This is a genomic window from Ruegeria hyattellae, from assembly GCF_041537925.1.
Classification (GTDB): Bacteria; Pseudomonadota; Alphaproteobacteria; order Rhodobacterales; family Rhodobacteraceae; genus Ruegeria_C.
The window spans coordinates 607,697-633,836 of sequence record NZ_JBGOSH010000003.1 but is presented as its reverse complement, the minus strand read 5'-3'; the positions used below and the strand labels follow the sequence as shown (position 1 = coordinate 633,836).

General features: G+C 59.4%; 27 protein-coding genes and 1 pseudogene. 21 read left to right on the top strand and 7 right to left on the bottom strand.

From position 1 onward, the window contains the following. The first annotated feature begins 131 nt into the window (after positions 1-131). Entirely contained in the window at positions 132-563 is a 432-nt protein-coding gene (locus AB1E33_RS10610; protein WP_372577227.1) for a glyoxalase superfamily protein, read from the top strand. 68 nt (positions 564-631) lie between these two features. On the opposite strand, the gene AB1E33_RS10605 is transcribed toward AB1E33_RS10610, so the two are convergent. After that, entirely contained in the window at positions 632-2,071 is a 1,440-nt protein-coding gene (locus AB1E33_RS10605) for an aldehyde dehydrogenase family protein (protein WP_372577226.1), read from the bottom strand. Between the two features lie 154 nt (positions 2,072-2,225). On the opposite strand from AB1E33_RS10605, the gene AB1E33_RS10600 reads away from it, so the two are divergent. Further along, positions 2,226-2,876, top strand: a complete 651-nt coding sequence (locus AB1E33_RS10600; RefSeq protein WP_372577225.1) for a peroxiredoxin — start codon at positions 2,226-2,228, stop codon at positions 2,874-2,876. A gap of 122 nt (positions 2,877-2,998) precedes the next feature. On the opposite strand, the gene AB1E33_RS10595 is transcribed toward AB1E33_RS10600, so the two are convergent. Then, positions 2,999-3,730, bottom strand: a complete 732-nt coding sequence (locus AB1E33_RS10595) for a glycosyltransferase family 25 protein (protein ID WP_372577224.1) — start codon at positions 3,728-3,730, stop codon at positions 2,999-3,001. Positions 3,731-4,028: 298 nt separating this feature from the next. Here AB1E33_RS10595 and AB1E33_RS10590 point away from each other — a divergent pair, with 298 nt between their 5' ends. The 4 genes and pseudogenes from AB1E33_RS10590 to AB1E33_RS10575 all read left to right on the top strand — a co-directional run bounded on the left by AB1E33_RS10590 (position 4,029) and on the right by AB1E33_RS10575 (position 5,478). Further along, positions 4,029-4,214, top strand: coding sequence for a hypothetical protein (locus tag AB1E33_RS10590; protein ID WP_372577223.1), 186 nt, complete (start codon positions 4,029-4,031; stop codon positions 4,212-4,214). A gap of 107 nt (positions 4,215-4,321) precedes the next feature. Beyond that, complete coding sequence (locus AB1E33_RS10585) at positions 4,322-4,942, top strand: 2OG-Fe(II) oxygenase family protein (protein ID WP_372577222.1); 621 nt, start codon at positions 4,322-4,324, stop codon at positions 4,940-4,942. An 80-nt stretch (positions 4,943-5,022) separates the two neighbouring features. Further along, a pseudogene (locus AB1E33_RS10580) lies at positions 5,023-5,160 on the top strand (IS5/IS1182 family transposase); the annotation flags it as partial. A gap of 27 nt (positions 5,161-5,187) precedes the next feature. Further along, the gene (locus AB1E33_RS10575) at positions 5,188-5,478 is read left to right on the top strand and encodes an AMP-binding enzyme (RefSeq protein WP_372577276.1); all 291 of its coding nucleotides are present in this window, start codon (positions 5,188-5,190) and stop codon (positions 5,476-5,478) included. A 109-nt stretch (positions 5,479-5,587) separates the two neighbouring features. Here AB1E33_RS10575 and AB1E33_RS10570 read toward each other — a convergent pair whose 3' ends face one another. Beyond that, positions 5,588-5,893, bottom strand: a complete 306-nt coding sequence (locus AB1E33_RS10570) for a DUF6489 family protein (RefSeq protein WP_372577221.1) — start codon at positions 5,891-5,893, stop codon at positions 5,588-5,590. Between the two features lie 234 nt (positions 5,894-6,127). Between AB1E33_RS10570 and AB1E33_RS10565 the strand changes: the two genes are divergently transcribed. The 5 genes from AB1E33_RS10565 (at position 6,128) to AB1E33_RS10545 (ending at position 10,847) form a co-directional block, all read left to right on the top strand. Continuing rightward, positions 6,128-6,595 carry a MaoC family dehydratase gene (locus AB1E33_RS10565; RefSeq protein WP_372577220.1) on the top strand — a complete coding sequence of 156 codons (468 nt, stop codon included), beginning with the start codon at positions 6,128-6,130 and terminating at the stop codon, positions 6,593-6,595. Between the two features lie 10 nt (positions 6,596-6,605). Further along, positions 6,606-8,240, top strand: a complete 1,635-nt coding sequence (locus AB1E33_RS10560) for an alpha/beta fold hydrolase (protein WP_372577219.1) — start codon at positions 6,606-6,608, stop codon at positions 8,238-8,240. Positions 8,241-8,267: 27 nt separating this feature from the next. After that, positions 8,268-9,083 (top strand): poly(3-hydroxyalkanoate) depolymerase, encoded by an 816-nt coding sequence (gene phaZ / locus AB1E33_RS10555; protein ID WP_372577218.1) that lies wholly within the window; start codon positions 8,268-8,270, stop codon positions 9,081-9,083. Positions 9,084-9,092: 9 nt separating this feature from the next. After that, positions 9,093-10,352, top strand: a complete 1,260-nt coding sequence (locus AB1E33_RS10550) for a DUF445 domain-containing protein (RefSeq protein WP_372577217.1) — start codon at positions 9,093-9,095, stop codon at positions 10,350-10,352. Positions 10,353-10,448: 96 nt separating this feature from the next. After that, positions 10,449-10,847, top strand: coding sequence for a phasin family protein (locus AB1E33_RS10545; protein ID WP_372577216.1), 399 nt, complete (start codon positions 10,449-10,451; stop codon positions 10,845-10,847). A 113-nt stretch (positions 10,848-10,960) separates the two neighbouring features. On the opposite strand, the gene AB1E33_RS10540 is transcribed toward AB1E33_RS10545, so the two are convergent. Next, positions 10,961-11,986, bottom strand: a complete 1,026-nt coding sequence (locus AB1E33_RS10540; protein ID WP_372577215.1) for an AraC family transcriptional regulator — start codon at positions 11,984-11,986, stop codon at positions 10,961-10,963. A 149-nt stretch (positions 11,987-12,135) separates the two neighbouring features. On the opposite strand from AB1E33_RS10540, the gene AB1E33_RS10535 reads away from it, so the two are divergent. From AB1E33_RS10535 to AB1E33_RS10520, 4 genes are all read left to right on the top strand, one after another. Beyond that, positions 12,136-12,600 (top strand): hypothetical protein, encoded by a 465-nt coding sequence (locus AB1E33_RS10535; protein ID WP_372577214.1) that lies wholly within the window; start codon positions 12,136-12,138, stop codon positions 12,598-12,600. A 306-nt stretch (positions 12,601-12,906) separates the two neighbouring features. After that, on the top strand, positions 12,907-14,334 hold the full coding sequence (locus AB1E33_RS10530; RefSeq protein ID WP_372577213.1) for a coniferyl aldehyde dehydrogenase: 1,428 nt from the start codon (positions 12,907-12,909) through the stop codon (positions 14,332-14,334). Positions 14,335-14,614: 280 nt separating this feature from the next. Next, positions 14,615-15,589 (top strand): NAD(P)H-dependent flavin oxidoreductase, encoded by a 975-nt coding sequence (locus tag AB1E33_RS10525; protein ID WP_372577212.1) that lies wholly within the window; start codon positions 14,615-14,617, stop codon positions 15,587-15,589. A gap of 109 nt (positions 15,590-15,698) precedes the next feature. Further along, positions 15,699-16,463: an enoyl-CoA hydratase gene (locus AB1E33_RS10520; protein WP_372577211.1), complete on the top strand. Its 765-nt coding sequence runs from the start codon at positions 15,699-15,701 to the stop codon at positions 16,461-16,463. A gap of 62 nt (positions 16,464-16,525) precedes the next feature. On the opposite strand, the gene AB1E33_RS10515 is transcribed toward AB1E33_RS10520, so the two are convergent. Both AB1E33_RS10515 and AB1E33_RS10510 read right to left on the bottom strand, forming a co-directional pair. Beyond that, complete coding sequence (locus tag AB1E33_RS10515; protein ID WP_372577210.1) at positions 16,526-17,554, bottom strand: L-idonate 5-dehydrogenase; 1,029 nt, start codon at positions 17,552-17,554, stop codon at positions 16,526-16,528. A 7-nt stretch (positions 17,555-17,561) separates the two neighbouring features. Beyond that, a complete protein-coding gene (locus AB1E33_RS10510; protein WP_372577209.1) occupies positions 17,562-18,509 on the bottom strand; it encodes a 2-hydroxyacid dehydrogenase in 948 nt (315 codons plus the stop codon). A gap of 96 nt (positions 18,510-18,605) precedes the next feature. Between AB1E33_RS10510 and AB1E33_RS10505 the strand changes: the two genes are divergently transcribed. The 3 genes from AB1E33_RS10505 to AB1E33_RS10495 are packed head-to-tail and all read left to right on the top strand — an operon-like array spanning position 18,606 to position 21,298. Then, a complete protein-coding gene (locus tag AB1E33_RS10505) occupies positions 18,606-19,370 on the top strand; it encodes an SDR family oxidoreductase (protein ID WP_372577208.1) in 765 nt (254 codons plus the stop codon). A 36-nt stretch (positions 19,371-19,406) separates the two neighbouring features. Further along, entirely contained in the window at positions 19,407-20,294 is an 888-nt protein-coding gene (locus AB1E33_RS10500; protein ID WP_372577207.1) for an NAD(P)-dependent oxidoreductase, read from the top strand. Then, entirely contained in the window at positions 20,291-21,298 is a 1,008-nt protein-coding gene (locus AB1E33_RS10495; RefSeq protein ID WP_372577206.1) for a LacI family DNA-binding transcriptional regulator, read from the top strand. Before AB1E33_RS10500 ends, AB1E33_RS10495 begins: the two co-directional genes overlap by 4 nt. Here AB1E33_RS10495 and AB1E33_RS10490 read toward each other — a convergent pair. Next, entirely contained in the window at positions 21,295-22,326 is a 1,032-nt protein-coding gene (locus AB1E33_RS10490) for a LacI family DNA-binding transcriptional regulator (RefSeq protein ID WP_372577205.1), read from the bottom strand. The genes AB1E33_RS10495 and AB1E33_RS10490 overlap by 4 nt on opposite strands. Before the next feature lie 123 nt (positions 22,327-22,449). Here AB1E33_RS10490 and AB1E33_RS10485 point away from each other — a divergent pair, with 123 nt between their 5' ends. Genes AB1E33_RS10485 through AB1E33_RS10475 form a run of 3 tightly spaced genes read left to right on the top strand, consistent with a single transcriptional unit; the run spans position 22,450 to position 26,061 of the window. Further along, positions 22,450-23,976 (top strand): sugar ABC transporter ATP-binding protein, encoded by a 1,527-nt coding sequence (locus AB1E33_RS10485; protein WP_372577204.1) that lies wholly within the window; start codon positions 22,450-22,452, stop codon positions 23,974-23,976. Then, positions 23,963-24,985, top strand: a complete 1,023-nt coding sequence (locus AB1E33_RS10480) for an ABC transporter permease (protein WP_372577203.1) — start codon at positions 23,963-23,965, stop codon at positions 24,983-24,985. Before AB1E33_RS10485 ends, AB1E33_RS10480 begins: the two co-directional genes overlap by 14 nt. A gap of 26 nt (positions 24,986-25,011) precedes the next feature. Next, positions 25,012-26,061 carry a substrate-binding domain-containing protein gene (locus AB1E33_RS10475; protein ID WP_372577202.1) on the top strand — a complete coding sequence of 350 codons (1,050 nt, stop codon included), beginning with the start codon at positions 25,012-25,014 and terminating at the stop codon, positions 26,059-26,061. Positions 26,062-26,140 lie beyond the last annotated feature (79 nt).

The following is a 26,140-nucleotide window of genomic DNA, read 5'->3' as shown; positions in this document are numbered from 1 at the left end:
TCCTGCCGCTCGCGGCCCTTCGGCTTTGGTGAAACCCGATACGACATCACGTGTAGCCCCTTTCCGGCGCACTGACGACAATGCGAGCCTCGTCCTTTCAGATGCGCCCGTTGCAGGAAACGAGGCAAGAAATGACTGATATCAATATCGCTCCGCTCGATGAGCTCAAGGCACAGGCCAAGCGTCTGCGAGACAGGTTGCGCAAATCTGGACATCCGCTGTCGCACAGCGAGGCATTGGAACTTGTCGCCCATCAGCATGGCGCGCGCGATTGGAACACGCTCTGTGCGGTGGCGGGTAATCGTTTGAAATTGCGGGTTGGGGACAAGGTGCAGGGTCACTATCTGGGCCTGCCCTTCGTCGCCGAAATTCGGGGTCTGACTGTGATTGGCGATGGCGGGCATCGCCGGATCACGCTGCATTTCGACGAACCGGTCGACGTGGTGCGATTCGACAGTTTCTCGTCCTACCGACAGCGTGTCAGCGGCGAGATCGGATGGGACGGACGTTCAACCCGGCGCACTTCCGATGGCCAACCGCAATTGGTGGTGCGCCCGGCCTGAGCGTGGAAGGAACAGACCAGCCAAGGTGTTTAAATCGCCTTGGCTGGCTTTGCCTCGTCTTTACACCGTCATTCGGCGGTCCAGCCGCTGACCGCCTTCACCTCCAGAAAGTCCTCGATGCCGAACACGCCGCCCTCGCGGCCGTTTCCTGACATTTTCATGCCACCAAAGGGTGAGCCAGCCGCACGCGACTGGCCGTTCATCTCGACCATGCCCGCGCGTAGCAGGCGTGCCATCCGGTTGGCCCGTGCCGGATCGGTGGTCTGCACATAATTGGTCAGGCCGTAGGGCGTGTCATTGGCGATCTCGACCGCCTCTTCTTCGGTGTCGAAGGGGATCATGGTCAGGACCGGGCCAAAAATCTCTTCTCGGGCTATGGTCATCTGGTTGTTGGCGTCGGCGAACACCGTAGGCTTGACGTAAAACCCCTTGTTGAATCCGTCAGGCCGCCCTGTGCCGCCCGCAACCAGCCGGGCACCTTCGTCGATTCCTGTCTGGATCAGATCCTGGATCTTGCTCCATTGCACCTGATTGACCACGGGGCCGATGTGGCGACCTTCGTCCTGCGCGCTGCCGATCGTGACCTTTGCCGCCACTTCGACCGCGGTTTCCACCGCCCGATCATAGACGCCGCGCTGGACCAGCATCCGGCTTGGCGCGTTGCAGCTCTGGCCGGTGTTGTTCATCATGTGCAGCACGCCACGCTTCACTGCCTTTTCATCGGCATCGTCGAAGACCAGGTTCGCGCCCTTGCCGCCCAGTTCCAGATGCACCTTTTTGAGCGTATCCGCCGCGTTCTTCGAGATCGCCACGCCCGCCCGCGCCGATCCGGTGAACGACACCATATCCACATCCGGATGCCCCGAAAGTTGCGTCCCGATGCCGGGCCCGTCGCCGTTCACCAGATTGAACACCCCGGGCGGGAACCCGGCTTCGTCCATCATCTCGGCAAAGATCATTGCGTTGAGCGGGCTTTCCTCGGAAGGCTTCAAAACCATGGTGCAGCCCGCCACCGCCGCGGCGCCAACCTTGAGCGTCACCTGGTTCATCGGCCAGTTCCAGGGCGTGATCAGGGCCGCTACCCCCACGGCTTCTCGGATGATCCGGTCATTTGGCGCGTGATCTCCCAGCGGATGGTCAAATTGAAATGCCTTGGCCGCGTGCGGGAAATTCCTCAGATGCCAGATACCCGCGCCGACCTGTTGCGTGCGGGCCATGTCAATCGGCGCGCCCATCTCAAGCGACATGGCCTGCGCCAGATCTTCGCCACGGCTCTGGTAGATTTCGACCAGTTTTTCTACCAGCGCAATCCGTTCGGCCGGGGGTGTGGCCATCCAGCCGGGAAGCGCCGCCCTGGCCGCGGCCACCGCCGCATCCGTATCTGCCTGGGTGCCCAGCGAAATCACCGCGCAGGGTTCCTCGGTCGAGGGATTGACAACAAGATGATCCCGGGCCTGGGCCGGGGTCACCCAGGCGCCGTTGATATAGAAATCGCGTTTTTCGATCATGGTTCTCTCCTCGAAGTAAATCCGACCAATCGGTCGGATTTTGGTCACTCTTGCATTGCGTTTTCGATTCCACAAGCCGGGGGATGCAACGAAGCCGCCAAAGTTCTAGTCTCACGGCCATATTGAGTCGTTACAAAACCAGAGGAGACCGACCATGGGGTTGCGCATCAACGATACTGTTCCGAATTTCACAGCCGAGACCGACCAGGGCACCGTCACGTTCCATGACTGGATCGGTGACAGCTGGGCGATCCTGTTCTCGCACCCCAAGGATTTCACACCGGTCTGTACCACCGAGTTTTCCGCCGTGGCCCAATTGACCGATGAATGGGCCAGTCGCAACACCAAGGTGATGGGCGTCAGCGTTGACGGGGTCGAGGATCACAAAAAATGGAAGCAGGACATCGAAAGCTATGGCGGCGCAAATCCAGGCTTTCCGATCATTGCCGATGACGGTCTGGCTGTGTCGAAAGCCTTCGACATGCTGCCCGCTGAGGCATATTTGCCCGATGGCCGCACGCCCGCCGACAGCGCCACGGTGCGGTCAGTCTTCATCATCGGGCCGGACAAGCAGCTGAAACTGTCGATGACTTATCCGATGACCGTGGGCCGGAACTTTGCCGAAATCCTGCGCGCGCTGGACGGTCTGCAGATGTCCGCCAAAGGTGTGGCGACCCCGGCCAACTGGACGCCGGGCGAAGATGTCATCATCCCACCAGCAGTCAGCAACGACGAGGCCAAGGAGAAGTTTGGCGAGTTCGAGACGATCTTTCCTTATCTACGCAAGACCAAGGCGCCGCAATAAGGCGACCGGGGAGGGGGGCTGTCGCCCCCTCTCTTGGCCTGGGCCATCCGGGGCTCCGCCGTTCGCAGGCAAAACCGCCCAAGGTACCTTTTTGAGAAGCCCGCTTCCCCTGAAGAGGTTTTTTAGCCAGATGAAGAAGCGGGTCGTTGCGGATGCAAGTGCAGTTTCGCGCGGTAGACCGCGCGCTTGACCTCGCGGGCGAGTTTTTCTCCTGCAGGTACCGATTTCTGTATCGTCGATCCGCCGATCTGCGCCGCGACCTCCTGATTGCCGGTTCCCATCAGGGCATGTACCGGTTGACCGGTGATCCAGTGCATCTGCAGGAACGTGTCGACCGGACGGTCTATCTCGTTTGTTGCGTCCAGCAGCCGTTTGGCGGCGTTGCGGCCGACAAACTGGCACTGGCACTGCAGCGCGATCACTTTGGGCAGGATCAGGCGCAGCCCACTGCGTTCGGCCAGCGTTCGGGCGGGCACTTCGCGCTGCTTCACCGGCAGGCGGATATAGTGATCGGGCGTTGCGACCTCGGCAAGCATCTCCAGCGCCGTGGCGAATCGTTCGGGGTCGATTTGTAGGTCGTCTTCGACCGTGATGACCCCGTCGATCCCTTCATCGACCATTTTCCGCCAGATGCGCCGATGGCTTTCGAAGACGCCAATCTCGGTCGGCAGCAGCGAGAACGGATAGCGGGGTCGGTGTAGGGTGCCCTTATGTTGCTTCACATGTGCAATCTGGGCCGGATCGCGGCCATTCACCGCCTCGATCCATTCCGCATGGGGCAATTGTTCGCGCAGCCGCTCTGCATTGGGCTGGCGGGCCGTGCTGGACGACATATGGATAATGAAACTGCGCATGTCTGACTGCTTTCCGGAACACAGCGTTTGCACCGAGCCGGCCTGACCCGGGCTACGCGGCTTTGGCCCGGAGGACCTCAATTGTTCTGTGTCTCCGGTATAGGCAGAACCACCGCGGCACGCAATTCCCGGCCTGCGTGCCTGACCCGGAAGAGGTTGTTTTTCGCCGTTTACGGGAATTGTTCCAAATTGAGATCGACACATGGCGGTCCGGATGCAACATTGTGAGAGAGAACTTGTTCTCTCCCGGTGCCGAGTCATCGGGACCTTCACTATTGATAATCAAGAGGATTCACAGATGAACCTGAAAGTTGCTTTGCTCGGCTCGTTCGTTTTTGCCCTAGCGGCGTGCTCGCAGCCCGAGCCGGAACCGGTTTATGTCCAACCCACATACGACAAGGTTGGCAACCCAAGCTGCCCGGGTGGCTATCAGGTTGCGGCCACCGAAGCGGGCGCCACGGTCTGCTCGCCGATTACACAATAATTGCCCTTGCAGGTGACCCGACCGGGTCACCTGTGTCCGCCCGGCCCCGAGCCCGGCGCGCTGCATGCCCCCTCGCGCCTCTGCCGAAGCTGCGATAAGACGGGTGCATGTCACAGATTGAGTCGCTCTTCGTCACCCGCCTTTACCGTGCCGCCCTGTCCGAATTCGACCCCAAGATCGACGCGGGCGAGTTGGAAACCTCGTGCCTTGTGATCGCCGAGGATGATGAAGCGGGACAGGCCTGGTGCGAGGAAAACGGTTATCCCGGCTATACCTCTTATGCGTCGCTGACCGATCTGCCCTGGCGGTTTCCGATCTTCGGTGATCTGGTCAAGGTTCTGGATACCCATGTGGCGGCCTTCGCAGGGGATCTGGAGTTCGATCTGGATGACCGGGCGTTGACGCTGGAGGACCTGTGGATCAACATCCTTCCCGAGGGCGGGATGCATGCCAGCCATATCCACCCGCACAGCGTGATTTCCGGTACCACCTATGTTTTGATGCCCAAAAGGGCGAGCGCGCTGAAGCTGGAAGACCCGCGCTCGGCTCGGATGATGGCCGCCCCGGTGCGCCGCAAAGAGGCGCGGCGCGAGTTGCAGCCGTTCATCTATGTGAACCCGGAAGTGGGCGATGTCCTGCTATGGGAAAGCTGGCTGCGCCATGAGGTGCCGATGAACATGGCCGAAGAAGAGCGGATCAGCGTCAGCTTCAACTACCGATGGGATTGAGCGTGACAGTGGCCAGTCGGCATTGTTGCGTAAGTCGGCTGAGGGATTCACTGTTCAATCCAGCGTCACAGCTGGGCGGCATGAGCAGTTGGACCGCTGCTAAATGCAAGACCACGAACTGATCGAAGTATGACACCGCGCTGAAGTGACGAGGATCCTTGTCGGTCTGGTTTGATCCAGAGATGATCTGGGCACCTCCACCGCGCACGAACGGCAAGCCCTGAAAACCCACAAGCGCCGAGGCCATCGCTCGCAACGAGGCGGTCAAGGCGTTTCCCAGGGAAATCGAAGCCGTTGTCACAGTCTGTGACGGTGTCGCCGAATGTGCCTGCATTGGTGGGCCGGACGAAAAAACCGGCGAACTGTTCAGCGTCTTTGTGGTCAAGGAAGCCCGATCGGACGTAACCGAAGAGCAGATCGTCGCGTATTGCCGCCACGAGAGCATGGCCTACAAGATCCCGCGCAAGATCACGTTCCTCGAAGAATTGCCGAAATCCAATGTCGGCAAGATTCTGCGTCGCGAGCTGCGTGGCTGACGCTTTGGAATAAGGTTCCGGAAAAAAATGGTTGCGCCCACTTTCTAAACGCGGCGGGTGCGGCTTTCTATTCCGGTTTCCAAAGATCGAAAGCGGTATTGGGCTTTGGTCAGGATTTGTCGCCGGAAGTAAAGGCGGTCATCCGACCGGGTAGAAGGTCAGCATTTCCCGAAGCACGGGCAACCCAGCTGTTCGGAGTATTTTCGGGCGAAAAATTCTCGGCATCGCCAAGGATTCTGGCTTCGACCTTCTTGAGCCACTCTTCCTGAATCTTCTGAATATTTGGCAGACCCAGAAACTCACGCACTTCGGCCGGAGTGAGATCGACGGTAACATTGGCTTGCATGCATGGTCCCGTCATTGCTCGTTTGGTACCCAAGAATCCAATCGGGCGAATTGGCCACGAAATCATCATGCAATGAATTCCGTGGCAGACCAAAGGCGTATCCGCGGCAGATTGTCTCGATCGCGCCGATTACACGGTTGTTCCGTAACGGCAGAAGCCGAAATGCTCTGACGTCACAAATTAACAAGCCAAGCAGTTTCGGATTAGTGTTCCCATAAGCGTCGAGCCTAAGCTGGGCGGGCACCGACCACCCCACACAGGCACAGACACAACCCTAATTTGAGAATTTCAGGAGTTATCCAAATGACTGCACCTGCGATCTATACAACAAAGACCCTTGCCGATGCGGTTGGTCACGATTTTGGTGTTTCCGACCCGATTGAGGTCACCCAGGAGAAGATCAACAGCTTCGCCGATGTCACCGGCGATCATCAGTGGATCCATGTCGACGTCGAAAAAGCGACCAAGTTCGGGCCCTTCGGGGGAACCATCGCACACGGATTTCTGACCCTGTCGCTTCTGGCTGCCGCTACGGAAAGCTCGGGGGCGGTACCGCCGGATGCGAAAGCCGTGCTAAATTATGGTTTGGGCAAGGTTCGGTTCCTGGCTCCGGTTCTTGCCGGAACGTCGGTGCAGTCAAGCCTCAAACTGGTCGGTGTCGAGGACAAGGGTGATGGCAAACAGCTCATCAAGATGGAAGCGACGCTGAAAGCTGTCGGGTCGGATACTCCGGCCGTGGTCGCCGAATTGCTGGCCATGGTAATCGGATAGGAGAGGCAAGATGCCCAAGAAAACACTGGAAACCTCTTCGGACCTGTTCAATGCGCTGGGTGAATTTTACAAAGCCTCCCTGTCCCGTCCGGATCAATTGATCGAAACCTATTTCGGCATGATGCAGGAAACCTTCGCCAGCGTGACCGGCTCGGCCGAGATCGCTCCCGAGCGGGGCGACAAGCGGTTCGTGGACCCGATCTGGTCGTCCAATCCCATCTACAAGGCGATGATGCAGTCCTATCTGACTTGGTCGCGCGGCCTGACTGAATGGGTTGATGATCTTGAGATGGAAGAGCGCAACAAGCTGCGCGCAAAACTTTTGATTTCGATGGTTACCGACAGCCTGGCCCCGACCAACGCGCTGCTGGGCAATCCAACGGCAATGAAGAGGACGCTGGAAAAAGGCGGCAAAAACCTGGTCGACGGTGCCAAACACCTGATCGACGACATGGTCAATAACAACGGCCTGCCCTCGATGGTGGACACGTCGAAATTCGAGGTTGGCGGAAACCTCGGTACCAGCGACGGCCAGGTCGTCTATCGTGAAGACCATCTGGAACTGATCCAGTACACGCCAAAAACGAAAAAGGTGTTCAAACGCCCGATCTTCATTATCCCGCCGCAGATCAACAAATTCTACGTCTGGGACCTGGCACCAAAACGCTCGGCGATCGAGTATCTGTTGGAAGCGGGACAACAGGTCTTTATCGTGAGCTGGCGCAACCCGAGTACCGAGCAGTCGCATTGGGGCATGGACACTTATATCGAAGCACTGGACCGCGCCTCGGAAGTGGCCTGCAAGATCAGCAAATCCAAGGATCTGAATTTCGTCGGTGCCTGCTCCGGTGGGATCACCGCTGCATTGCTGATGTCGTACTGGGCTGCGAATGGCGTGAAGCGCGCCAACTCCTTCACGCTGCTGGTTGCGGTCCTGAAATCGGAAGGTGCGGCAAACACCACCATGGGTCTGTTTGCAAACTTCGAAACGCTTGAGTTGGCCCGCATGTTCTCGCGGTCGCAAGGTGTGTTGTCCGGCAAGGATCTGCAAAAGGCATTTGCCTGGCTCCGTCCGAACGATCTGATCTGGGCCTACTGGGTCAACAACTATCTGCTGGGCAACGAGCCGCCGGTCTTTGATATTCTGTTCTGGAACAACGACACGACCAACCTGCCGGCAGCCCTGCATCAGGATCTGCTGAACATGCTCTCCAAGGGCGGCGCCACGCAGGACAGCGATATCGAAGTTCTTGGCAGCAAGGTCGATCTGAGCGCGGTGACCTGCGACAAGTTCGTTGTCGGCGGCACTACCGACCACATCACTCCGTGGGAGGGCTGTTATTCCTCGATGCAGGCCTTTGGCGGAGACAACGAGTTTATCCTCAGTCAGTCCGGGCACATCCAGGCGATCATCAACCCGCCTGGCAACCCACGCGCGCGCTTCATGACCAACAAGGGCAAGCATGCGAGCCCCGAAGAGTACCAGGCCGGTGCCACCTTGAATGAAGGCACCTGGTGGGATTATTGGGCGGTCTGGCTCGAGGAACGCTCAGGTGCCAATGTTGCCGCGCCGAAATCGCTCGGCTCGGACGCCTATCCGCCGCTTGCGGCTTCGCCGGGGACATACGTTCACGAATTGGTCTAAACAACGTCAAACGAAGAGAGCAGTTGCATGGAAATAAAGTCGCAGATCATGACGGTGGCAGGACAGGACTGGAATGTTGCGGTCCTGGGCCCAGAGGATGCGACCCGAACCTTGTTGCTGTGCAACGGTATAGGGGCCAGTCTTGAGACGATTGGTCCCGTCGCGGCCCATTTCAAACGCACCAGACTGATCGCGTTCGACGTCCCGGGGGTTGGTGCATCGCCAACCCCCTGGTCGCCCTACCGGCTGTCGAACCTGACGCGCATGCTGAACGCAATCCTCGACCAACTGGGTGTTGGCATGGTCGATGTGTTCGGCGTGTCTTGGGGCGGGGCGCTGGCGCAGCAATTTGCGCATGACTTCCAGAAACGCTGCCATACCCTGACCTTGGCGGCCACTGCGGCGGGTCTGTTCATGGTGCCGGGCAACGTCAATGCGCTCAGAAAGATGGTGACCCACAAACGCTATACCGACCCGGACTACATGCTGAATGTTGCGACCGAACTTTATGGCGGCGAAGTGGCCTTTAATCAGGAAATGCTGAAGAACCATACCCGCGCGATGAAGGCCGGGGACAGGCGCGGCTATCTCTATCAGCTACTGGCCGGTCTGGGCTGGACCAGCTACCTGTGGCTGCCGCGCATCAAGATTCCGGCCCTTGTCCTGATGGGCAAACGCGACCCGATCGTTCCGCCGGTCAACGGTAAGATTCTGGCCGGGCGATTGCCGAACGCGACGATGGAACTTGTCGATTGCGGCCACATGTTCGTGCTGACGCAGGCCGAGGCCGTGGCCGACCGGGTCGAAGCGTTCATCCACGAAGAGGCGATGGCAGAAAGCTGACCCATTGCTATGATCGAGGCTGGCATCACGATCGACGTCGAGAAAGCTGCGGCAATCCGCAAGGTCAGGCGTACGGCCACGGGTATCCTGGGGTTTCTGACCCTGGTCTTTGCGGCCAGTTTCGCGATCCCGGAACCGCCTACATGGCTCTTGCTGGTCCGCGCCATGGCCGAGGCCGGTATGGTCGGCGGTTTGGCGGACTGGTTCGCGGTCGAGGCGCTGTTTCGGCATCCGCTTGGCCTACCCATTCCACACACCGCACTGTTGCCCAACAATCAAAGGCGTGCCGCAGGCAATATCGCCCGCTTCATCGATGAGTATTTTCTGGCCCCCGAACAGCTTCTGCGTGAGATGCAGCAGGCGAACCCGGCGCTCAAAGCTGCAAACTGGCTGGAAAAACCTGACAATGCCGCGGCGCTGAGCCGGACATTGTCGCAGCTTCTGCATGCCATCCTGCACAGCCAGCTGCGCGGCGGCATCGGTCCCGCCCCGACCAAATATCTGCGCGAGTTGATGGCCAAGATCGTCGATTCACCCGCCTTGTCGCGGCAGATCACCGAGCTTTTGAAAGGAAGCGTGCATAGCCAGTTGCTGAACGACATTCTGCTGCAGGTGCGAGACGTTTTGGACGAAAACCGTGACACGGTCATGGAGGTTGTGCAGGACCGTAGCCGCTGGTGGATTACCACATCGGTCGACAAGCGGATCACCGAAGTTCTGGTGGACGGGGTTCTGTCGATCATCGACGAGCTTTCGACTCCGAGATCTGCGCTGCGGCAAGATTTCGAGAAATCCATCACGATACTGATCGACCGCTTCCAGGAAACCGGGAAGATCGCCGAGAATATCGACCAAGGCTTCAAGACATTCACTGACTCGCCGAAATTCACCAAATCCCTGGAACAGGTCATCACGGCGGTTCTGCACGAGATGGACAAGGGTTTGGTCGAACAGCCTGATCGGATTGCCGACTTGATGGCGCGGTCGCTGCAGGATTTTGCGCGGACGGTCCAGCAATCAGACGACATGCAGGACCAGTTGAATGCCCGCTTCGCAAAAGGGTTCGAAGCGATTCTGAAAGAAATGCGGCCCGCGATCGTCGAGTATATCGCCGAAAGCATCGCAAGCTGGGACAGCGACCAGCTTGTCGCGCGGATGGAATCAGAGGTTGGGCGCGACCTTCAGTTCATTCGGATCAACGGGGCGGTCTTGGGGGCTTTTGTTGGTGGGGCCTTGTTTTTATTGACGCATTTCGCTTTCGGGGCCTAGCCGAAACATTGTGACGCCGCGTTGCGGCACAAAAATATTGCACTGCAGCATAACGCTCCCTATCTTCGGCTCATCACGACAATCTGGAGAGATACAATGGCTACCAAGACAACCGCACCCAAGACCAATCCAGCGGCCAACGTTTCTAAAGCAACCAGCTCGATCGCAAACGTGTCGAACACTGTTTCGTCGCTGTTCGGTGCTTACATCACTTCCAGCCGCAAAGTGGTCGAAGGCGTCATCGAAGTTGACAAAACCCTGCTGGGCTATGCCAAAAACGCCGTTGACGGCTATGTTGCCCTGGGCAAAGACACCATGCAGGCAAAATGCCTGAACGACGTCATCGACCTGCAGGCCGCACACGCCCACGCGTCGATCGAAAACGGTGCCGCAAACGCACGTGAAGTGGTCGAACTGAGCCGCACCCGCGCGAAAGAAGCTTACGCACCGCTGAAAGAAGTTATCGACACCTACCGTTCGAGCAACGCTGCCTGAACACTGGTGTCAGGTAACTGACGTTATTTGGGTCGGCCTCGCCTTTTGCGGCGATGGTCGGCCCATTTCCATTTCATTCTCAATATAGACCCGAACCGGGCAACGGGGAGTCGCTAAGGCGCAGCCATCCTGCGGTGCTTCAGCGGGCTGATCCCTTCTTCGCGTTTGAACGCTCTGACGAACGCGCTTGTTTCCGAAAACACCAACCGTGTCGCGATGTCCGAGACGGACGCGTCGGTGAGCTCCAGCGCACTGCGGGCGGCGGACTGGATCACGTCTTTGCGCAATTCCCGGAACGTCGTGCCCTCGGAACTGAGGCACCGATGAAGCTTGCGCACCGATATGTTCAGATCGCTCGAGATTTCGGTCGCGGTCAGTTGGGTGTGTCCCACGCGCGAAGACAGCAGCAGCCGGATACGCCGTTCAATGCTCTCGTCCATGCGGGACCGCTCTAGCAGCGTGTCCGCCTGTTGGCGCACAATGGCCAAAAGGTCCGGGTTGGCGTCGCTGATCTTCATGCGCAGTATCTTGCGGTCGAAAATCAGCTGGTTCTTGTTCTGACCGAACCTGACATCCGGTCCGAAAATGTCGCGGTAGGTGGCGAGATCGGAGGGGCTCGGAAAGGTGAACCGGGTTGTTATGGGGTACCATTCGGTACCGATCTTGCGGCCTATCAGCGCCACGAGAACAGCAAGCGTAAGGTCTATGTCTTGTCGACCATCGCTGCCCGGAAGCGGATTCGCCGAATAATCGAATACGCAAATGCTGTGCGCCTGAGTGAATTTCAGGCCGAAACTTCTGGTAAACATCTGGTAATAGTGATCGAGCAAAACGCACAGATCTCGTACCGAGGAGGCATTGTCGACAATGTAGCCAAGAACACCAAATCGTCGCCCTCTGGCTGTCTGTGCAATTCTCAAGCCCAACTCCGGATCGTCCAGTTTCGCGGCGCCCCAATCGATCAGCCTCAGGTAGCTCTCGACCGGGATTGCAAACTCGGGATCATTGAGTTCTGTCGGGCCGCAATCCAATTCGCTGCAGAGGTCTTTATCATCAATGCCGCGGTCAAGCAGGGCCGAGATCAGCCAGTGGTTCGGGACCAGATCGCTTTCATAGTAGGCAGCTGGATCGGTGGTCATACTGAAAATTCCTACTTTGCTGTCCGAAAATGTCAACAACGTGCCGAATAGGTCAATCCCTTTTGCAGCGAAACCCTTTAGGATATGGCAGGGACCGCTTTTAACGGCGTCGGTCCCCCTATCGCGTGCTGGCCAGAACGGTCAGTCTGATGCGTTGGTCCACTCAGGAAAGGCACAAGAACATGGATGTTTCGGAAGCTCTTAAAGCGATGGCAAATTATTCCAAGCAGATGGAAGACAAATTCAACGAATGGCAATCGCAGGCGGTGGGGTGGAACAAGAAGACGGATGAAGAGTTCAAGTCCTGGGCCGCAGATGCTGATGCACGCATGACTGCGGCCAGCGAACAGATTCAATCCTTTATGGCGGATGCCTCGGAAACCGCAAAGAGTGAATGGGCCAAAGCGGATGCCAGTTGGACCGAACAGGTTGATACGATGAAGAAACAGGTCGCAGAGGCCCAGAAGACATGGGCGGCCAAATCGGCCGAAGGACAGGCAGAAGCCGCGGAGGTTTTTGCTGCTTCGCTGAGCAAATTTGCCCTGGCGGTCCAGAATGAGGCCGAGAAAGCCGCCGCTTACGCAACCGAAGCCAAGGCAAAGTCAAAGGGCTGACTCTGACGTGCAGCGTGTCTTGACGACAACGGCATGCGGGCCTCGGGCGCCACGCAATTGGTCCGCATGTATTGAACGCTGCGCTGTTGACAGTTTTTTCTGAAGTTGTGAAAAAATTCGACCGAGTTCGTCAAGCCAAGATGAGGTTGGTTCTGGCATTGGCATGCCATCCAAGGACTTAGTCGGGATTGCCAGAAAATGCGCAGAATCGTCCCAGACTTTTTTGTGCCGGACGTTCCCAGCTTAGTTCGCCACGGTGTTACAAGAAACAGACGGCCGAGAAAGGCGCTCACAATGAACAGAAAAATGCGTGACGTATCTATCGAACTGGCCGTTGTGCTCGAAAAGCAGAAAACTTCCCAGCGGAAAGAGGGGCTCCCGTCTGTCGAAATACGCGCAGACCGGTTGAGCCGCGCCATTGATGTGCTGCTGAACAACAAAACCCAATTGCAGGATGCGCTGATCGCGGATTTCGGGCACCGGTCGCGGGGTCTGACCGACTTTGCCGATGTCGCGTCTTCGATCAAGGGACTGCGCCATTCGCGCAAGCACATGAAATCATGGATGCGTCCCAGCCGCCGGCACCTTGAGTTTCCTCTGGGCCTGTTTGGTGCCTCTGGAAAAGTGCAGTATCAGCCAAAGGACGTTGTCGGAATCATGTCACCTTGGAACTTTCCGATCACCTTGACCTTCGCGCCCCTGGCCGGTGTTCTTGCCGCCGGAAACCGGGCCATGATCAAACCGTCCGAATTCACACCGGCGACCTCGGACCTGATGGCAAAATTGATTGCCCAGGCATTCGATGAAGACGAGTTGTACGTGATTACAGGCGAGGCCGATGTGGCCGCCGCGTTCGCGTCCCTGCCATTCGATCACCTGATCTTCACCGGCTCGACCGGTGTTGGCAAACTTGTCATGCGGGCGGCATCGAAAAACCTGGTGCCGGTGACGCTTGAACTGGGTGGCAAATCTCCGGTCATCGTCGGTGAGTCCGCCGATGTCATCAAAGCGGCTACAGGCATCATGCACGGCAAGACCTTCAATGCCGGTCAGATCTGCATCTGCCCTGACTATGTGCTGCTGAATGAAAAACAGAAGGGTGGTTTTGTCGAAGCCGCGCAAGCTGCCGTGGGCAAGATGTTTCCGTCTGGCCTGAAGGACAATGACGATTATACCTCGATTCTCGGGCAGCGACATTTCGACCGTATGCGCAACCATGTCGAGGATGCCCGCAGCAAGGGCGCCGACATTGTCGAGCTGAACCCGCAAAACGAAGATTTCTCGCAGCAGCCGCACCACAAGCTTCCTCCGACGCTGATCATGGGCGTGTCCGATGACATGACGGTCATGCAAGAAGAGATCTTTGGCCCGCTCCTGCCGGTCCGCTACACAAGCAACACCGAAGAAGCGGTGGAGTATGTGAACGCACATCCGCGCCCTCTGGCGCTGTATTTCTTCGGCAATTCTGCCAAGGAAGAGGCTTTCGTGATGGATAACACTATTTCGGGCGGTGTGACCGTGAACGACACCATTATGCATATCGCGCAGGAAAACCTGCCATTCGGAGGGGTTGGCCCCTCGGGCATGGGCCATTATCACGGCAAGGATGGTTTTCTGGAGTTCAGCCACCAAAAGGCGATTTACCGGCAGACTTCGTTAGACCTGCTCAAGTTTCTGCGTCCGCCCTATGCCGGAATGTTCCGGAAATACGTGAATTTCAATCTGAAGAACTAGGCAGGCGCGGCAATTCTAGCGCTGTGCATCCGGTCAGGGCCCGTCAGGAAAGCGCGATTTTTCTGTTGATGGGTCCATCGACTGCCCTGACGCGCTGGACTGCCGGAGCGACTGAACAAATGCCGTATGACAGGTGCATTTGGACGCGACGTTACAATGACCGGAATCATGAGAACAGTTTATGCAGGCCGAAAGCTGGTTTGCCTGGCCAGTCGCTGCTTGCGGCCAGCGGGTGCGGGCCAACAAGTAATGAAACGAAAAAACCGAAGGAATGGTGACAATGAAAACCGCGATTACCGAACTGTTTGGTATTCAACACCCCATCATCCAGGGCGGAATGCACTATGTCGGATTTGCCGAGATGGCGGCGGCGGTGTCCAATGCCGGTGGCCTTGGCACGATTACGGCCTTGAGCCTGAAGTCGCCAGAGGCACTGGCCAACGAGATCGCGCGCTGCAACGACATGACCGACAAGCCTTTTGCGGTCAACATCACCTTCCTGCCGACTGTAAACGCGCCGGATTACCCGGCCATCGTGCAGGCGGTCATCGACGGCGGCGTGCGCGTGGTCGAAACCGCCGGGCGCAATCCGTCGCAGGTCATGCCCTATCTAAAGGATGCGGGCATCAAGGTGATCCACAAATGCACTTCGGTTCGCCACTCGCTGAAGGCGCAGGAAATCGGCTGCGACGCGGTCTCGGTCGACGGGTTCGAGTGTGGCGGTCACCCTGGTGAGGATGACGTGCCCAACATGATCCTTCTGCCACGCGCCGCGGATGAGCTTGAGATTCCCTTCGTCTCGTCCGGTGGTCAGGCCGACGGTCGGTCGCTGGTTGCCTCCATGGCCATGGGCGCCTCCGGCATGAACATGGGCACGCGCTTCATCGCGACAAAAGAGGCGCCGGTGCACCAGAACGTCAAGGACGCCATCGTTGCCGCAACTGAGCTTGACACCCGTCTGGTGATGCGCCCGCTGCGCAATACCGAACGTGTGATGACCAACGAGGCTGTTGAACAGCTGCTGGAAAAAGAAAGAGAGCTTGGCGACAAGCTGAAATTCGAGGACATCATCGAACAGGTTGCCGGCGTCTATCCCCGCATCATGAGAGATGGCGAGATGGAAGCGGGCGCATGGTCCTGCGGCATGGTTGTTGGTCTGATCAATGATATTCCGACCTGTCAGGAGCTGATCGACCGCACCATGCGCGAAGCAAACGAGATCATCACATCGCGTTTGTCGGGCACCCTCGCATAACACTCTCACATGAACATCTGCCCGCCGGTTCCGGTCGCCTGTTCCGACTGGCTTCACCGATCGGGCGGGCAGCATTGCTGTATCGGGCAGGAAACAAGGACTTATTCGCATGACCACAGGAAACGCCGAAGTTATCACCGAAAAGTCAGGCGCGATTCTGCGTCTGACCATGTCTGCTCCGCAGACGAAGAACGCGATCACCAATGACATGTACCGCACCATGATTGCTGCCCTGCAAGAGGCCGCAGAGGACACCGCGATCCGGGTTGTTCTGATCCGGGGTGCTGGTGGTATTTTTACCAGCGGCAACGATGTGAATGCCTTTGCCGAGGCCGCCAAGGGCGGTGACTTTGCGGCGGCACAGTTTCTTGAGGCGATCATCGGGTTTCCGAAGCCCATTGTCGCGCAGGTCGAGGGGCTTGCCATCGGGATCGGCACCACGATGTTGCTGCATTGCGATCTGATCTATGCCGCCGAGGAAACCAAGTTCAGGCTGCCTTTCGTCAATCTCGGCCTCGTGCCCGAAGCCGGCTCCTCCTATCTGCTGCCCCGTCTGGTAGGTCAGGCCAAAGCCGCCGAGCTGATCCTGACGGGTCGCATGTTCGACGCCAAAGAGGCGCTGTCGGATGGCCTGATCAACGCGGTGCTGCCTGCCGCTGAAGTGGCGCAGGCAGCCGAAGCGGCAGCCGAAGCGCTGACCAAGCAGCCTCCGGTGGCGATGGCCAAGTCCAAGGCGCTGCTGCGCGCCTCGTCAACCGGAACCCTTATGGACCGCGTCAACGAAGAACTGGTCGAGTTTGCTTCAGGCGTCAAATCAACCGAGTTTGCCGAAGCCTATACCGCGTTCTTAGAAAAGCGCGCGCCCAAGTTCTGAGCTTGCGGCGCGCGTAACGACAGACCCGCCCCCACCCCGGTTCCATGACCGGGGGGCGGGTTTCAGAACCCAAGCTGCACCTTGATCGCCTTGTTCCGATCGGATGCCAGTTCAAAGGCGGATACGGCCTCGGCCAATGGGACGGTATGGGTGATCAGCGGTGCCACCGACAGGCGACCAGTCCGCATCATCTCGACCGCCATGAAGAACTCTGCATGAAAGCGGAACGAGCCTTTGAGCGTGATCTCCTTGGCGGTCATCGCCTGTATGGGCAGCGTCATGTCGCCGCCAAGACCCAGTTGGACAATGGTTGCGCCCGGGCGCAGGGCCGGCACGGCAGAGGACAGGGCCGCCGCCACACCGCTGCATTCAAAGAGCACGTCGAAATGCCCCTTGTCGGTGGCAAACTCGTCCAGCGCGCCCGGTGTTTCGGAAACATTGATGGCAAGGTCGGCGCCCGTGCTCCGGGCCATGTCGAGGGTGAAGGGCATGATGTCGGTGGCCGCAATTTCGACCGCACCGGCACTGCGGGCCACAAGAACGGCGAGCAGGCCGATGGGGCCGCAACCGGTGACCAGAACCCGCTTGCCCATCAGATCGCCTGCCTGTCCGGCGGCGTGCAGCACCACCGACAACGGTTCTGCCATCGCCGCCTCGCCCGCGCTCAGCCCGTCCGCCACGGCGCATTGGCTGGCATCGGCGACAATATATTCGCAGAACGCGCCCTGAATGTGGGGAAAGGGCATGGCCGACCCGTAGAACCGCATGTTGAGGCAATGGTTTTGATTACCTTCCAGACAGAATTTGCAGGTGCCGCAGGGCCGTGAGGGCGAAATGGCTACAAGCTGGCCCTCGCTCAGGCCAGTGACAGTGTTGCCTATCGCGGCGACATGACCCGCAACCTCGTGGCCCAGAATCATCGGTTCTTTCAACCGGATGGGACCAAACCCGCCGTGATTGTAGTAATGCAGGTCAGAGCCGCAGATGCCGCCGGTCGCCATGCGGATCAGAACCTGATCCGGTCCGGGCTGGGGCATCTCGCGGGTTTCGATGCGAAGGTCTTTCGCGGCATGCGCAACGATGGTTTTCATATCGGCCTCAGAGTACAGGTGTCAGTAGGTCTTGCCCGGCGAAATGGGCGGTCAGGTTATCCCGGACGAGCTGCCCCATCGCCTTCCGCGTCTCAATGGTGCCCGAGGCGTGATGCGGCTGCAGCAGGACATTGTCGAGGTCTAGAAACCGGGGGTCGAGTGCCGGTTCCCCCTCGAACACATCCAGTGCGGCGGCGCCCAGCGTGCCATTCTGCAAAGCGGTAATCAGCGCCTCTTCGTCGATATTCGATGCGCGCGAGATGTTGATGATCATCCCCTCGGGCCCCACGCAAGCGATCAGGTCACCATTCACCACATGCCTCGTTTCCGCCGAGGCGGCGAGCGTGACGAACAGGAAATCGGCATGCCGGGCAAGCTCCAGCGGATCGGACATGAAGGTCCAGTCCGGGGCATAATCCTTGGCGGTGATATCGGTATAGGCGATGTCCATACCGAACCCGGCCAATCGCTTGCCAACTTCGAACCCGATCCGGCCCAGGCCCAGGATGCCTGCCTTGCGCCCGAAAACCCGCCTCTTGAGCGGGTAAAGCCCTTTGCTGGCCCAGGACCCGTCACGCACCCAGCGTTCCGCGCCGACCATGCCGCGCGACTGGCACAGCATCATCGCCACGCCCAGATCGGCCACGTCCTGCGTCAGAACGTCCGGCGTGTTGGTCACGCGGATGCCCCGTTCACGGCAGGCGTCCAGATCGACGGCGTCAAAGCCGACACCATAGACCGAGATCAGTTCAAGCGCTGGGCAGGCCTCAATCATGGCATGGCCCGCCCCCAGTTCGCCCCGTGTTGCGATGGCGCGAATATTTGGGCCATGCTCGGCCAGAAAGCCGGGTTGGTCGGGTGCCTCGAAATACCGTTTGACGTCAAACGCGCTATCAAGAGGGGTCTGGTCCCATTCAGGATAAGGGCCAACTTGGAGGATGATCGGTTTCGACACGGGGGAATCCTTGCTTGACAAGTATTGTTATCGGTAACATGTTATCGGTACCAAATGGCTCGAGTCAATGCGTGTCTGCGCAGCAGGGGAATCCACATGACCAATCTTTTTTCTCTCTCGGGCCGACGCGCCCTGATCACCGGTTCGTCGCAGGGCATTGGCTATGCTCTGGCGCATGGGTTGGCGGCAGCTGGGGCCGAGATCGTGCTGAACGGGCGCGATACGGCAAAGCTGAGCACTGCGGCTGAAAACCTGCGTACTGGCGGCGCAAGCGTGACCGAATTGGCCTTTGATGCGACCGATCACGATGGGGCGCGTGCGGCGGTGGACGGGTTCGAGGGCGATACCGGACCAATCGACATCCTGGTGAACAATGCCGGGATGCAGCACCGGACAGAGCTTGAGAACTTTCCGGCCGATGCGTTCGAAAAGTTGCTGCAAACTAATATCGCCAGTGTCTTTCATGTCGGTCAGGCTGTGGCCCGGCACATGATCGAGCGCGGGGCTGGCAAGATCATCAACATTGCCTCGGTGCAGACCGCGCTCGCCCGTCCCGGCATCGCACCTTATACGGCGACCAAGGGCGCTGTGGGCAATCTGACCAAGGGCATGGCCACGGACTGGGCCAAGCATGGGTTGCAATGCAACGCCATCGCGCCGGGCTATTTTGACACTCCGCTCAACGCGGCGCTGGTGGCCGATCCGGAATTTTCGACTTGGCTACAGAAACGCACGCCGGCAGGGCGCTGGGGACAGGTCGAGGAACTGGTGGGCGCCTGTGTGTTCCTGTCGTCGGACGCGTCGAGCTTCGTGAACGGCCATACGCTCTATGTTGATGGCGGCATCACCGCGTCGCTCTGATATGCGGTCTGCAGGACAAGAAAAGGAGACAGGGACATGAGCGAAAAGATTGCCTTGATCGGGGCCGGCGCCATGGGTGGCGCGATTGGCACGCGGTTGCTGGAGACCGGCAACACGCTGAATGTCTTCGATCTGGACCCTGAGAAGGTGGCCGCTCTGGTTACCAAGGGTGGCGTTGCTGCCGCGTCGGCGGCCGAGGCGAGCCGGGGTGTGGATTTCGTCATCACCAGCCTGAACGCCTCGCGCATTGTGGAACTGGCAGCATTCGGCAAGGACGGTATTGCTGAGGGTGCTGCCAAGGGCACCGTGATCATCGACATGTCCTCGATCGAGCCGGGTGCGACGCGCAAATTCGCTGCGATGGCGGCAGAGCGGGGTCTGGCCTGGGTCGACAGCCCGCTCTCTGGAGGTGCGCCCAAGGCCCTGATCGGCGAACTGACGCTGATGGCGGGCGGCGCGGCTGCGGATGTGGAGCGTGCGCATAAGGCGCTGCACCATGTGGCCTCGAACTATACACATATGGGGCCGTCCGGGGCGGGGCAAACGACGAAACTGATCAATCAGGTTCTTTGCGGGATCGGGTTTCTCGCCGTCGCAGAAGCGACCCAATTGGCGCTGGATGCAGGCGTGGACGCCGAAAAGATCCCGCAGGCACTGAAAGGTGGGCGCGCGGACAGCGCGTTGCTGCAAGAATATCTGCCACGCTTCGCGACCAAGGATTATCGGCGCACCGGCCGGATTGACAACATGGTCAAGGATTTGAACGCGGTAAACGATCTGGCGCGCCAGACCGACACCTCGATGCCGATGACCGCCATCTGCACGGAAATCCACCGGATGTTGACCGCCGCCGGGCTTGGGGGCGAGGACGAGGCAGCGGTGATGGAGTTCTTTGCAGGCGCCAAACACGAGTTCGCGGGATGACCGCGCGGGTCACGATGCGTGATGTGGCGCGCGCCGTCGGGGTCTCGCCGATGACGGTGTCGCGTGCCCTGCGTGACGATGAGACGGTCAACGAAAAGACCCGGCACAAGATCCGGCAGGTGGCGGCTGAACTGGGCTATGTCTACGACACCACCGCGCAGGCGTTTCGAACCCAGAAAAGCGGGTTTGTCGCGGTCACATTGCCGTCGATCAACAACGCCAATTTCGCCGAAACCTTTCGCGGTCTGTCTGATGGCCTTGGTCCAAGCGGTATGCAGTTATTGCTGGGCAGCACCAATTACCGCGTCGAGAAGGAAGAAGAGCTTGTACGCCAGCTGCTGACCCGAAACCCCGAGGCGATCGTGCTGACCGGAGGACATCATACCGACGAAACCCGCGCGCTTCTCAGCGCCCGCAATCTGCCGATTGTCGAGATGTGGGACCTGCCCGAAGACCCGTTGGGCCATGTGGTCGGGTTTTCCAACGCGGAGGCTATGGCCAAGCTGGTGACCCATCTTGCCGAAAGCGGGCGGCGCAGGCTGGGCTATGTCGGAGCCTCCGATTTGACCGACCTGCGCGGGGCCGAACGCCGCGACGGGGTGACCGCCAAAGCCGCCGAGCAGGGTTTGCCCGAAGTTGAGATCCTCGATGCGGGCCCCGCGCCGGTTTCGATGCGCCACGGTGCGCAGGTGGTGTCGGCGCTGGGGTCGAGAGTGGCGGACTTCGACGCCTTGGTCTGCGTTTCGGACCCGGTGGCCTTCGGGGTGTTGAGCGAATGCAGGCGGCAGGGGCTGGATGTGCCCGGTGACATTGCCGTCACTGGGTTTGGCAATTTCGAGGTGGCCTCGGTTTCAGATCCAAGGATCACAACGATCGGCGTCACCGCCAGAGAGATCGGGGAACAGGTGGCGGTGCTGCTTGAGGACCTGTTTTCAGGCAATCCGCAGGACGGAACGCGCGTGGTCGATGTCGGCTCGCGCCTTGTGCGGGGCGAGACCAGCTAGGCGTTGTTGCGCACCGTCGTCCCCGGGATCAGGCGAAAGCCGATATCGCGACAGGTTTCGACCGGTTCATCGCTCAGCCGCCCGATCATCATCTCGGCCGCAGCCTGCCCGAGTTTGAGATGCGGTACATGCATCGAAGTCAACCGCCGCGCAATCACCGATGCGATCGGCAGGTCGCCCCATCCCGCAATGCCGATATCCTGTGGCACCTGCATTCCTTTCGCACTGCAATATTGCAGCCCACCAAAGGCCATCGCGTCATTCTGATAGAAAATGCATTCAACCCCACTGCCCGAGGCCAGCAATTGCTCGGTTCCATAAAAACCCGGATAATACGTCGCCGTGTCATGCAGGCAGAGCTGCTTGACCACCCGCCCACCGCCGCCTTCGACCGCTTTGCAGAACCCGTCCAGTCGCGTTGTCGCGGCGTTGGCGGTGTCATGCGAGGTGCCGACATATCCGATATTGAAATAGCCGCACCCCATCAGGTACCGGCCCATGTCAAAGCCGCTGTCGAAGTGGTTGATGCCCACTGACATATCCAACGGGCTGCTGTTCAGATCCCAGATTTCGACAATGGGAATACCCGCGTTTCGCAGCATTTCGGTGGCGCGCGGCGAATGGTAGCGACCAGTCAGGATCAACCCCGCAGGCTGCCAAGACAGAACGGTGCGAATCCAGTTCTCTTCTTCCTGCTGGGTGTGCTGGGTCAGGCCCAGAACGGTCTGGCGACCAAAGGAGCCGAGCTTGCGGTCGATGCCTTCGAGAACCTGCGCAAAGACCTCGTTTCCGAGGTCGGGGATCGACACGCCCACAAAGGTCGAGCTCTGGTCGCCGGCAAAAACCGTGGCAAGGCGATTCGGCAGGTAGCCCAACTGGTCGACCTTCTCCATCACCTTGTCGCGGGTTTTTTCCGAGTACCCGCCCTCGCCACGCAAAACACGGCTGGCGGTCATCTTCGACACACCTGCGGCGCGGGCGACCTCAGACAGGCTTATCCGGCTGTTTTTATTACTCTTTTCTTTCATCTCGACGCATTTACGTTACGGGTAACTTAAAGCTTGACAGATTGGCCTGCCACGCGAAACACTAGCGCAATGTTACGGGTAACTCAACGGGAGCGTTGAGACCCGGATCAAGGAGGAGCCCGCATGCAGAACCTGGCCTCAGGTCTGTTCTTTGACGGCATCGACAAGCATTTCGGCGGCACATATGCGCTGAAGGATGTGTCTCTGACCGTTGAGCGTGGCGAAATTCTCGCGCTGCTGGGCGAAAACGGGGCCGGTAAATCGACGCTGATCAAGGTGCTTGGCGGCATTCATCAGCCCGATGCAGGGCGCGTGTTGATCGACGGCGCGCCGTATGCGCACCGGCCTGCCGGTTTCGGTGAGCGGCAGAAAGTGGCTTTCATCCACCAGGATCTGGGCTTGATCGAGTGGATGACGGTGGCCGAGAATATCGCGCTCGCGCTGGGATTTTCTCGCAAGCATGGCCTGATCCGCTGGGGCGATGTCGAAACTTTTGCCGCCGATGCGCTGCGCAAGGTCGATTGCGACTTCGATCCGACCGCGCGGGTCGAGGACCTGAGCCGCACCGAGAAATCGCTGGTCGCGATTGCCCGTGCGCTGGCAGTGGACAGTGAGTTTCTGGTGCTGGACGAACCGACCGCTTCGCTGCCCGCAGACGAAGTGGAACGCCTGTTCGAGGCGTTGCGGCCCCTGCGCGAGGCTGGTGTGGGGATGATCTACGTCAGCCACCGGCTGGACGAGATATTCCAGATCGCCGATCGCGTGGCGGTTCTGCGCGACGGCGCCATGGTTGGGGTGCGCAGCATCGACCACACCACGCCCGAGGAACTGGTACAGAAGATCGTTGGCCGCAAGACCCGCGAGACTGTCAAGAGCAGCGATGCGCCCGGAGACCCGGTGCTGACGCTCGACCGGTTCCGCGTGGCGGGCGTCGGGCCGCTGAATTTCGAACTCCGCAAGAATGAAATCGTCGGGCTGGTCGGGCTGCGCGGGGCGGGCCATGAGGCGATCTCGCGCGCACTGTTTGGTCTTGAACCCTACGACGGGCAGGTTACGCTGACGGGTCGCGCACCGGATCTGTCGACCCCGCAGCGTGCGCTTGCGGCAGGTGTCGGGCTGGTTGCCAAAGACCGGACCGAGGAATCGGTCGCAATGAGCCTCACGATCCGGGAAAACACCTTCCTGAATCCCGAGGGTATCGGTCGCAAGCTGCTTAATCTTCTGTCACCCAAGGTCGAGGCCGGACAGGCCGCGATCATCGGCGCCGAGCTTGGCCTGTCCCCGAATGACCCGAGCCTGGCGATCGAGGCGCTTTCGGGTGGCAACCAGCAGAAGGTCGTGATCGGGCGCTGGCTGGCCACCAAGCGCAGCCTGCTGATTTGCGAGGACCCGACGGCGGGTGTGGATGTGGGGGCAAAATCCGAGATTTACGCGCTGCTCAACCGGGCTTTGGCGGACGGGCTGGGCATCCTCGTCGTGTCCACCGATTTCGAAGAGATTTCGACGATCTGCCATCGCGCCATTGTCTTCAGTCAGGGCGCCCTTGTGGATGAGTTGCAAGGAACCCGCCTGACCACCGAAAACCTGATCCAGTCAGCCTCGGCCGGCAATATCGAGAAACGAGAGGGCAACCAGAATGCAATCGCTTGAATCGGGCGCATTGGAACCGACAAAGGCCGAGTTGAAGGGCCTGAACTTTGGCCAGCGTCTGGTCCGGCTTCTGCCGGTTTATGGCTTGGTGATCCTGACAGTGTTCCTGATCGGGCTGTTCTCCGTCCTGCTGCCGAACACTTTTCCGACGATGCTGAACCTGCGCGCGATCGTCTCGGACAAGGCAATCATCGCGCTTCTGTCGCTGGGGGCGATGATCCCGATGGCGGCGGGGCGGATTGACCTGACCGTGGGCTATGGGATCGTGTTGTGGCACATTCTTGCGATCAGCTTTCAAACCCTACTGGGTATGCCCTGGCCGGTGGCTGTGGCGCTGGTGTTGATGCTGGGTGCAGTCACCGGGTTCCTGAACGGCCTGCTTGTCGAGGTTGCCAAGATCGATAGTTTCATCGCGACGCTGGGGACCGGAACGGTGCTCTACGCGCTGGCGCTGTGGCATACTGGCGGGCGGCAGATGGTCGGCGTGCTGCCAGACGGGTTCTATGCGCTCAACAGCACCTTTGTCTTCGGGCTGCCGATCACCGGATACTACCTGCTCGCGATCACGGTGGTTATGTGGATCGTGCTCGAGTACACGCCCGTGGGTCGCTACCTGTATGCCATCGGTGCCAACCAGCGCGCGGCGCAGTTGAATGGCATTCCCACCCGCAAATACGTGATCGGGGCATTTGTTGCCTCGGGCACCATGACGGCGCTGGCCGGCGTGCTGTTGGCCTCGAAACTGAGGATCGGTCAGGCCTCGGTCGGGCTGGAGTTTCTACTGCCTGCGCTTGTGGGGGCCTTTCTGGGATCAACCACCATCAAACCCGGCCGGGTCAATGTCTGGGGCACTGTTGTCGGTGTCGCCATTCTGGCGGTCGGCATTTCGGGCATTCAACAATTTGGCGGCTCTTTCTGGGTTGAGCCGCTGTTCAACGGGGTGACCCTGCTGATTGCCATTGGCATCGCGGGATATGCGCAGCGCAGAAAAGGCGCGGAAAAGCGCTGAGCAAACAAGTGCAAAGGGAGGAAGTTATGAAGAAGAGAACATTTCTGAACGCCATGCTGGCAACCACGATGCTTGCCGGGTTTGGCACAGCCACAGTCGCGGAAACCGCTTGGGACGGCCCGACAACGGGGCCAACAGCGGCCGAAGGCAAATCCATCGTCGTCGTCGCCGGTGACCTCAAGAATGGTGGCATCCTCGGGGTGACCACCGGGGTCGAAGAAGCGGCAGGAAAGATCGGTTGGGATGTGCGTGTTCTGGACGGCGCAGGCTCGATCCAGGGGCGGACTGCGGCGATTGGTCAGGCCATGGCGCTCAAGCCCGATGGCGTGATCATCAACGGCTTTGATGCGGTTGAACAGCAGGCGGCGCTTGAGGGCGTTGTCGGCGCGAATATCCCGATGGTGGCCTGGCATTCCGGCCCCAAGATCGGCTGCGACGCGCCCGGCGGCATCTTTGCCAACGTCTCGACCGATGCGATGACCGTGTCCGAGGTCGCCGCCCAATGGGCGATGGGGGATGGTGGTGACGCCGTGGGTGCAGTGATCTTTACCGATTCCACCTATCAGATCGCCATCGACAAGGCGGATCGGATCAAGGAAACGATTGAGGCCGCAGGCGGCAAGGTTCTGGAATATGTCGACACGCCGATTGCCGACACCTCCAGCCGAATGGGGCCGTTGACCACATCTTTGCTGCAGAAACACGGCGATAGCTGGACCCATGCGCTGGCGATCAACGACCTCTACTTCGACTTCATGGGACCGGCGCTAGCGGCAGCGGGCATTCCCGGAGATGGATCTCCGAAAGCGGGGTCGGCGGGCGATGGGTCCGAGGCGGCGTTCCAGCGCATCCGCGGTGGTCAGTACCAGACGATCACTGTGGCCGAACCGCTGAACCTGCAGGGCTGGCAACTGGTGGATGAGCTGAACCGCGCCATTCAGGGAGAGGCCTGTTCCGGCTATGTGACGTCACCCGCGCTGGTGAACCAGGACGGGTTGGCCAAACTGGGAGACAGCAACCAGTTCGATCCAGATTCACCCTATCGCGAGGCCTATTCAAGTATTTGGGGCAAATAGCCACTCTCCCCCCAGGTCCTCGGGCCGGAAACGGTTCGGGGACCCAAAAAGGCCAAGTGCCGCCCTCGCAACAGTTTGC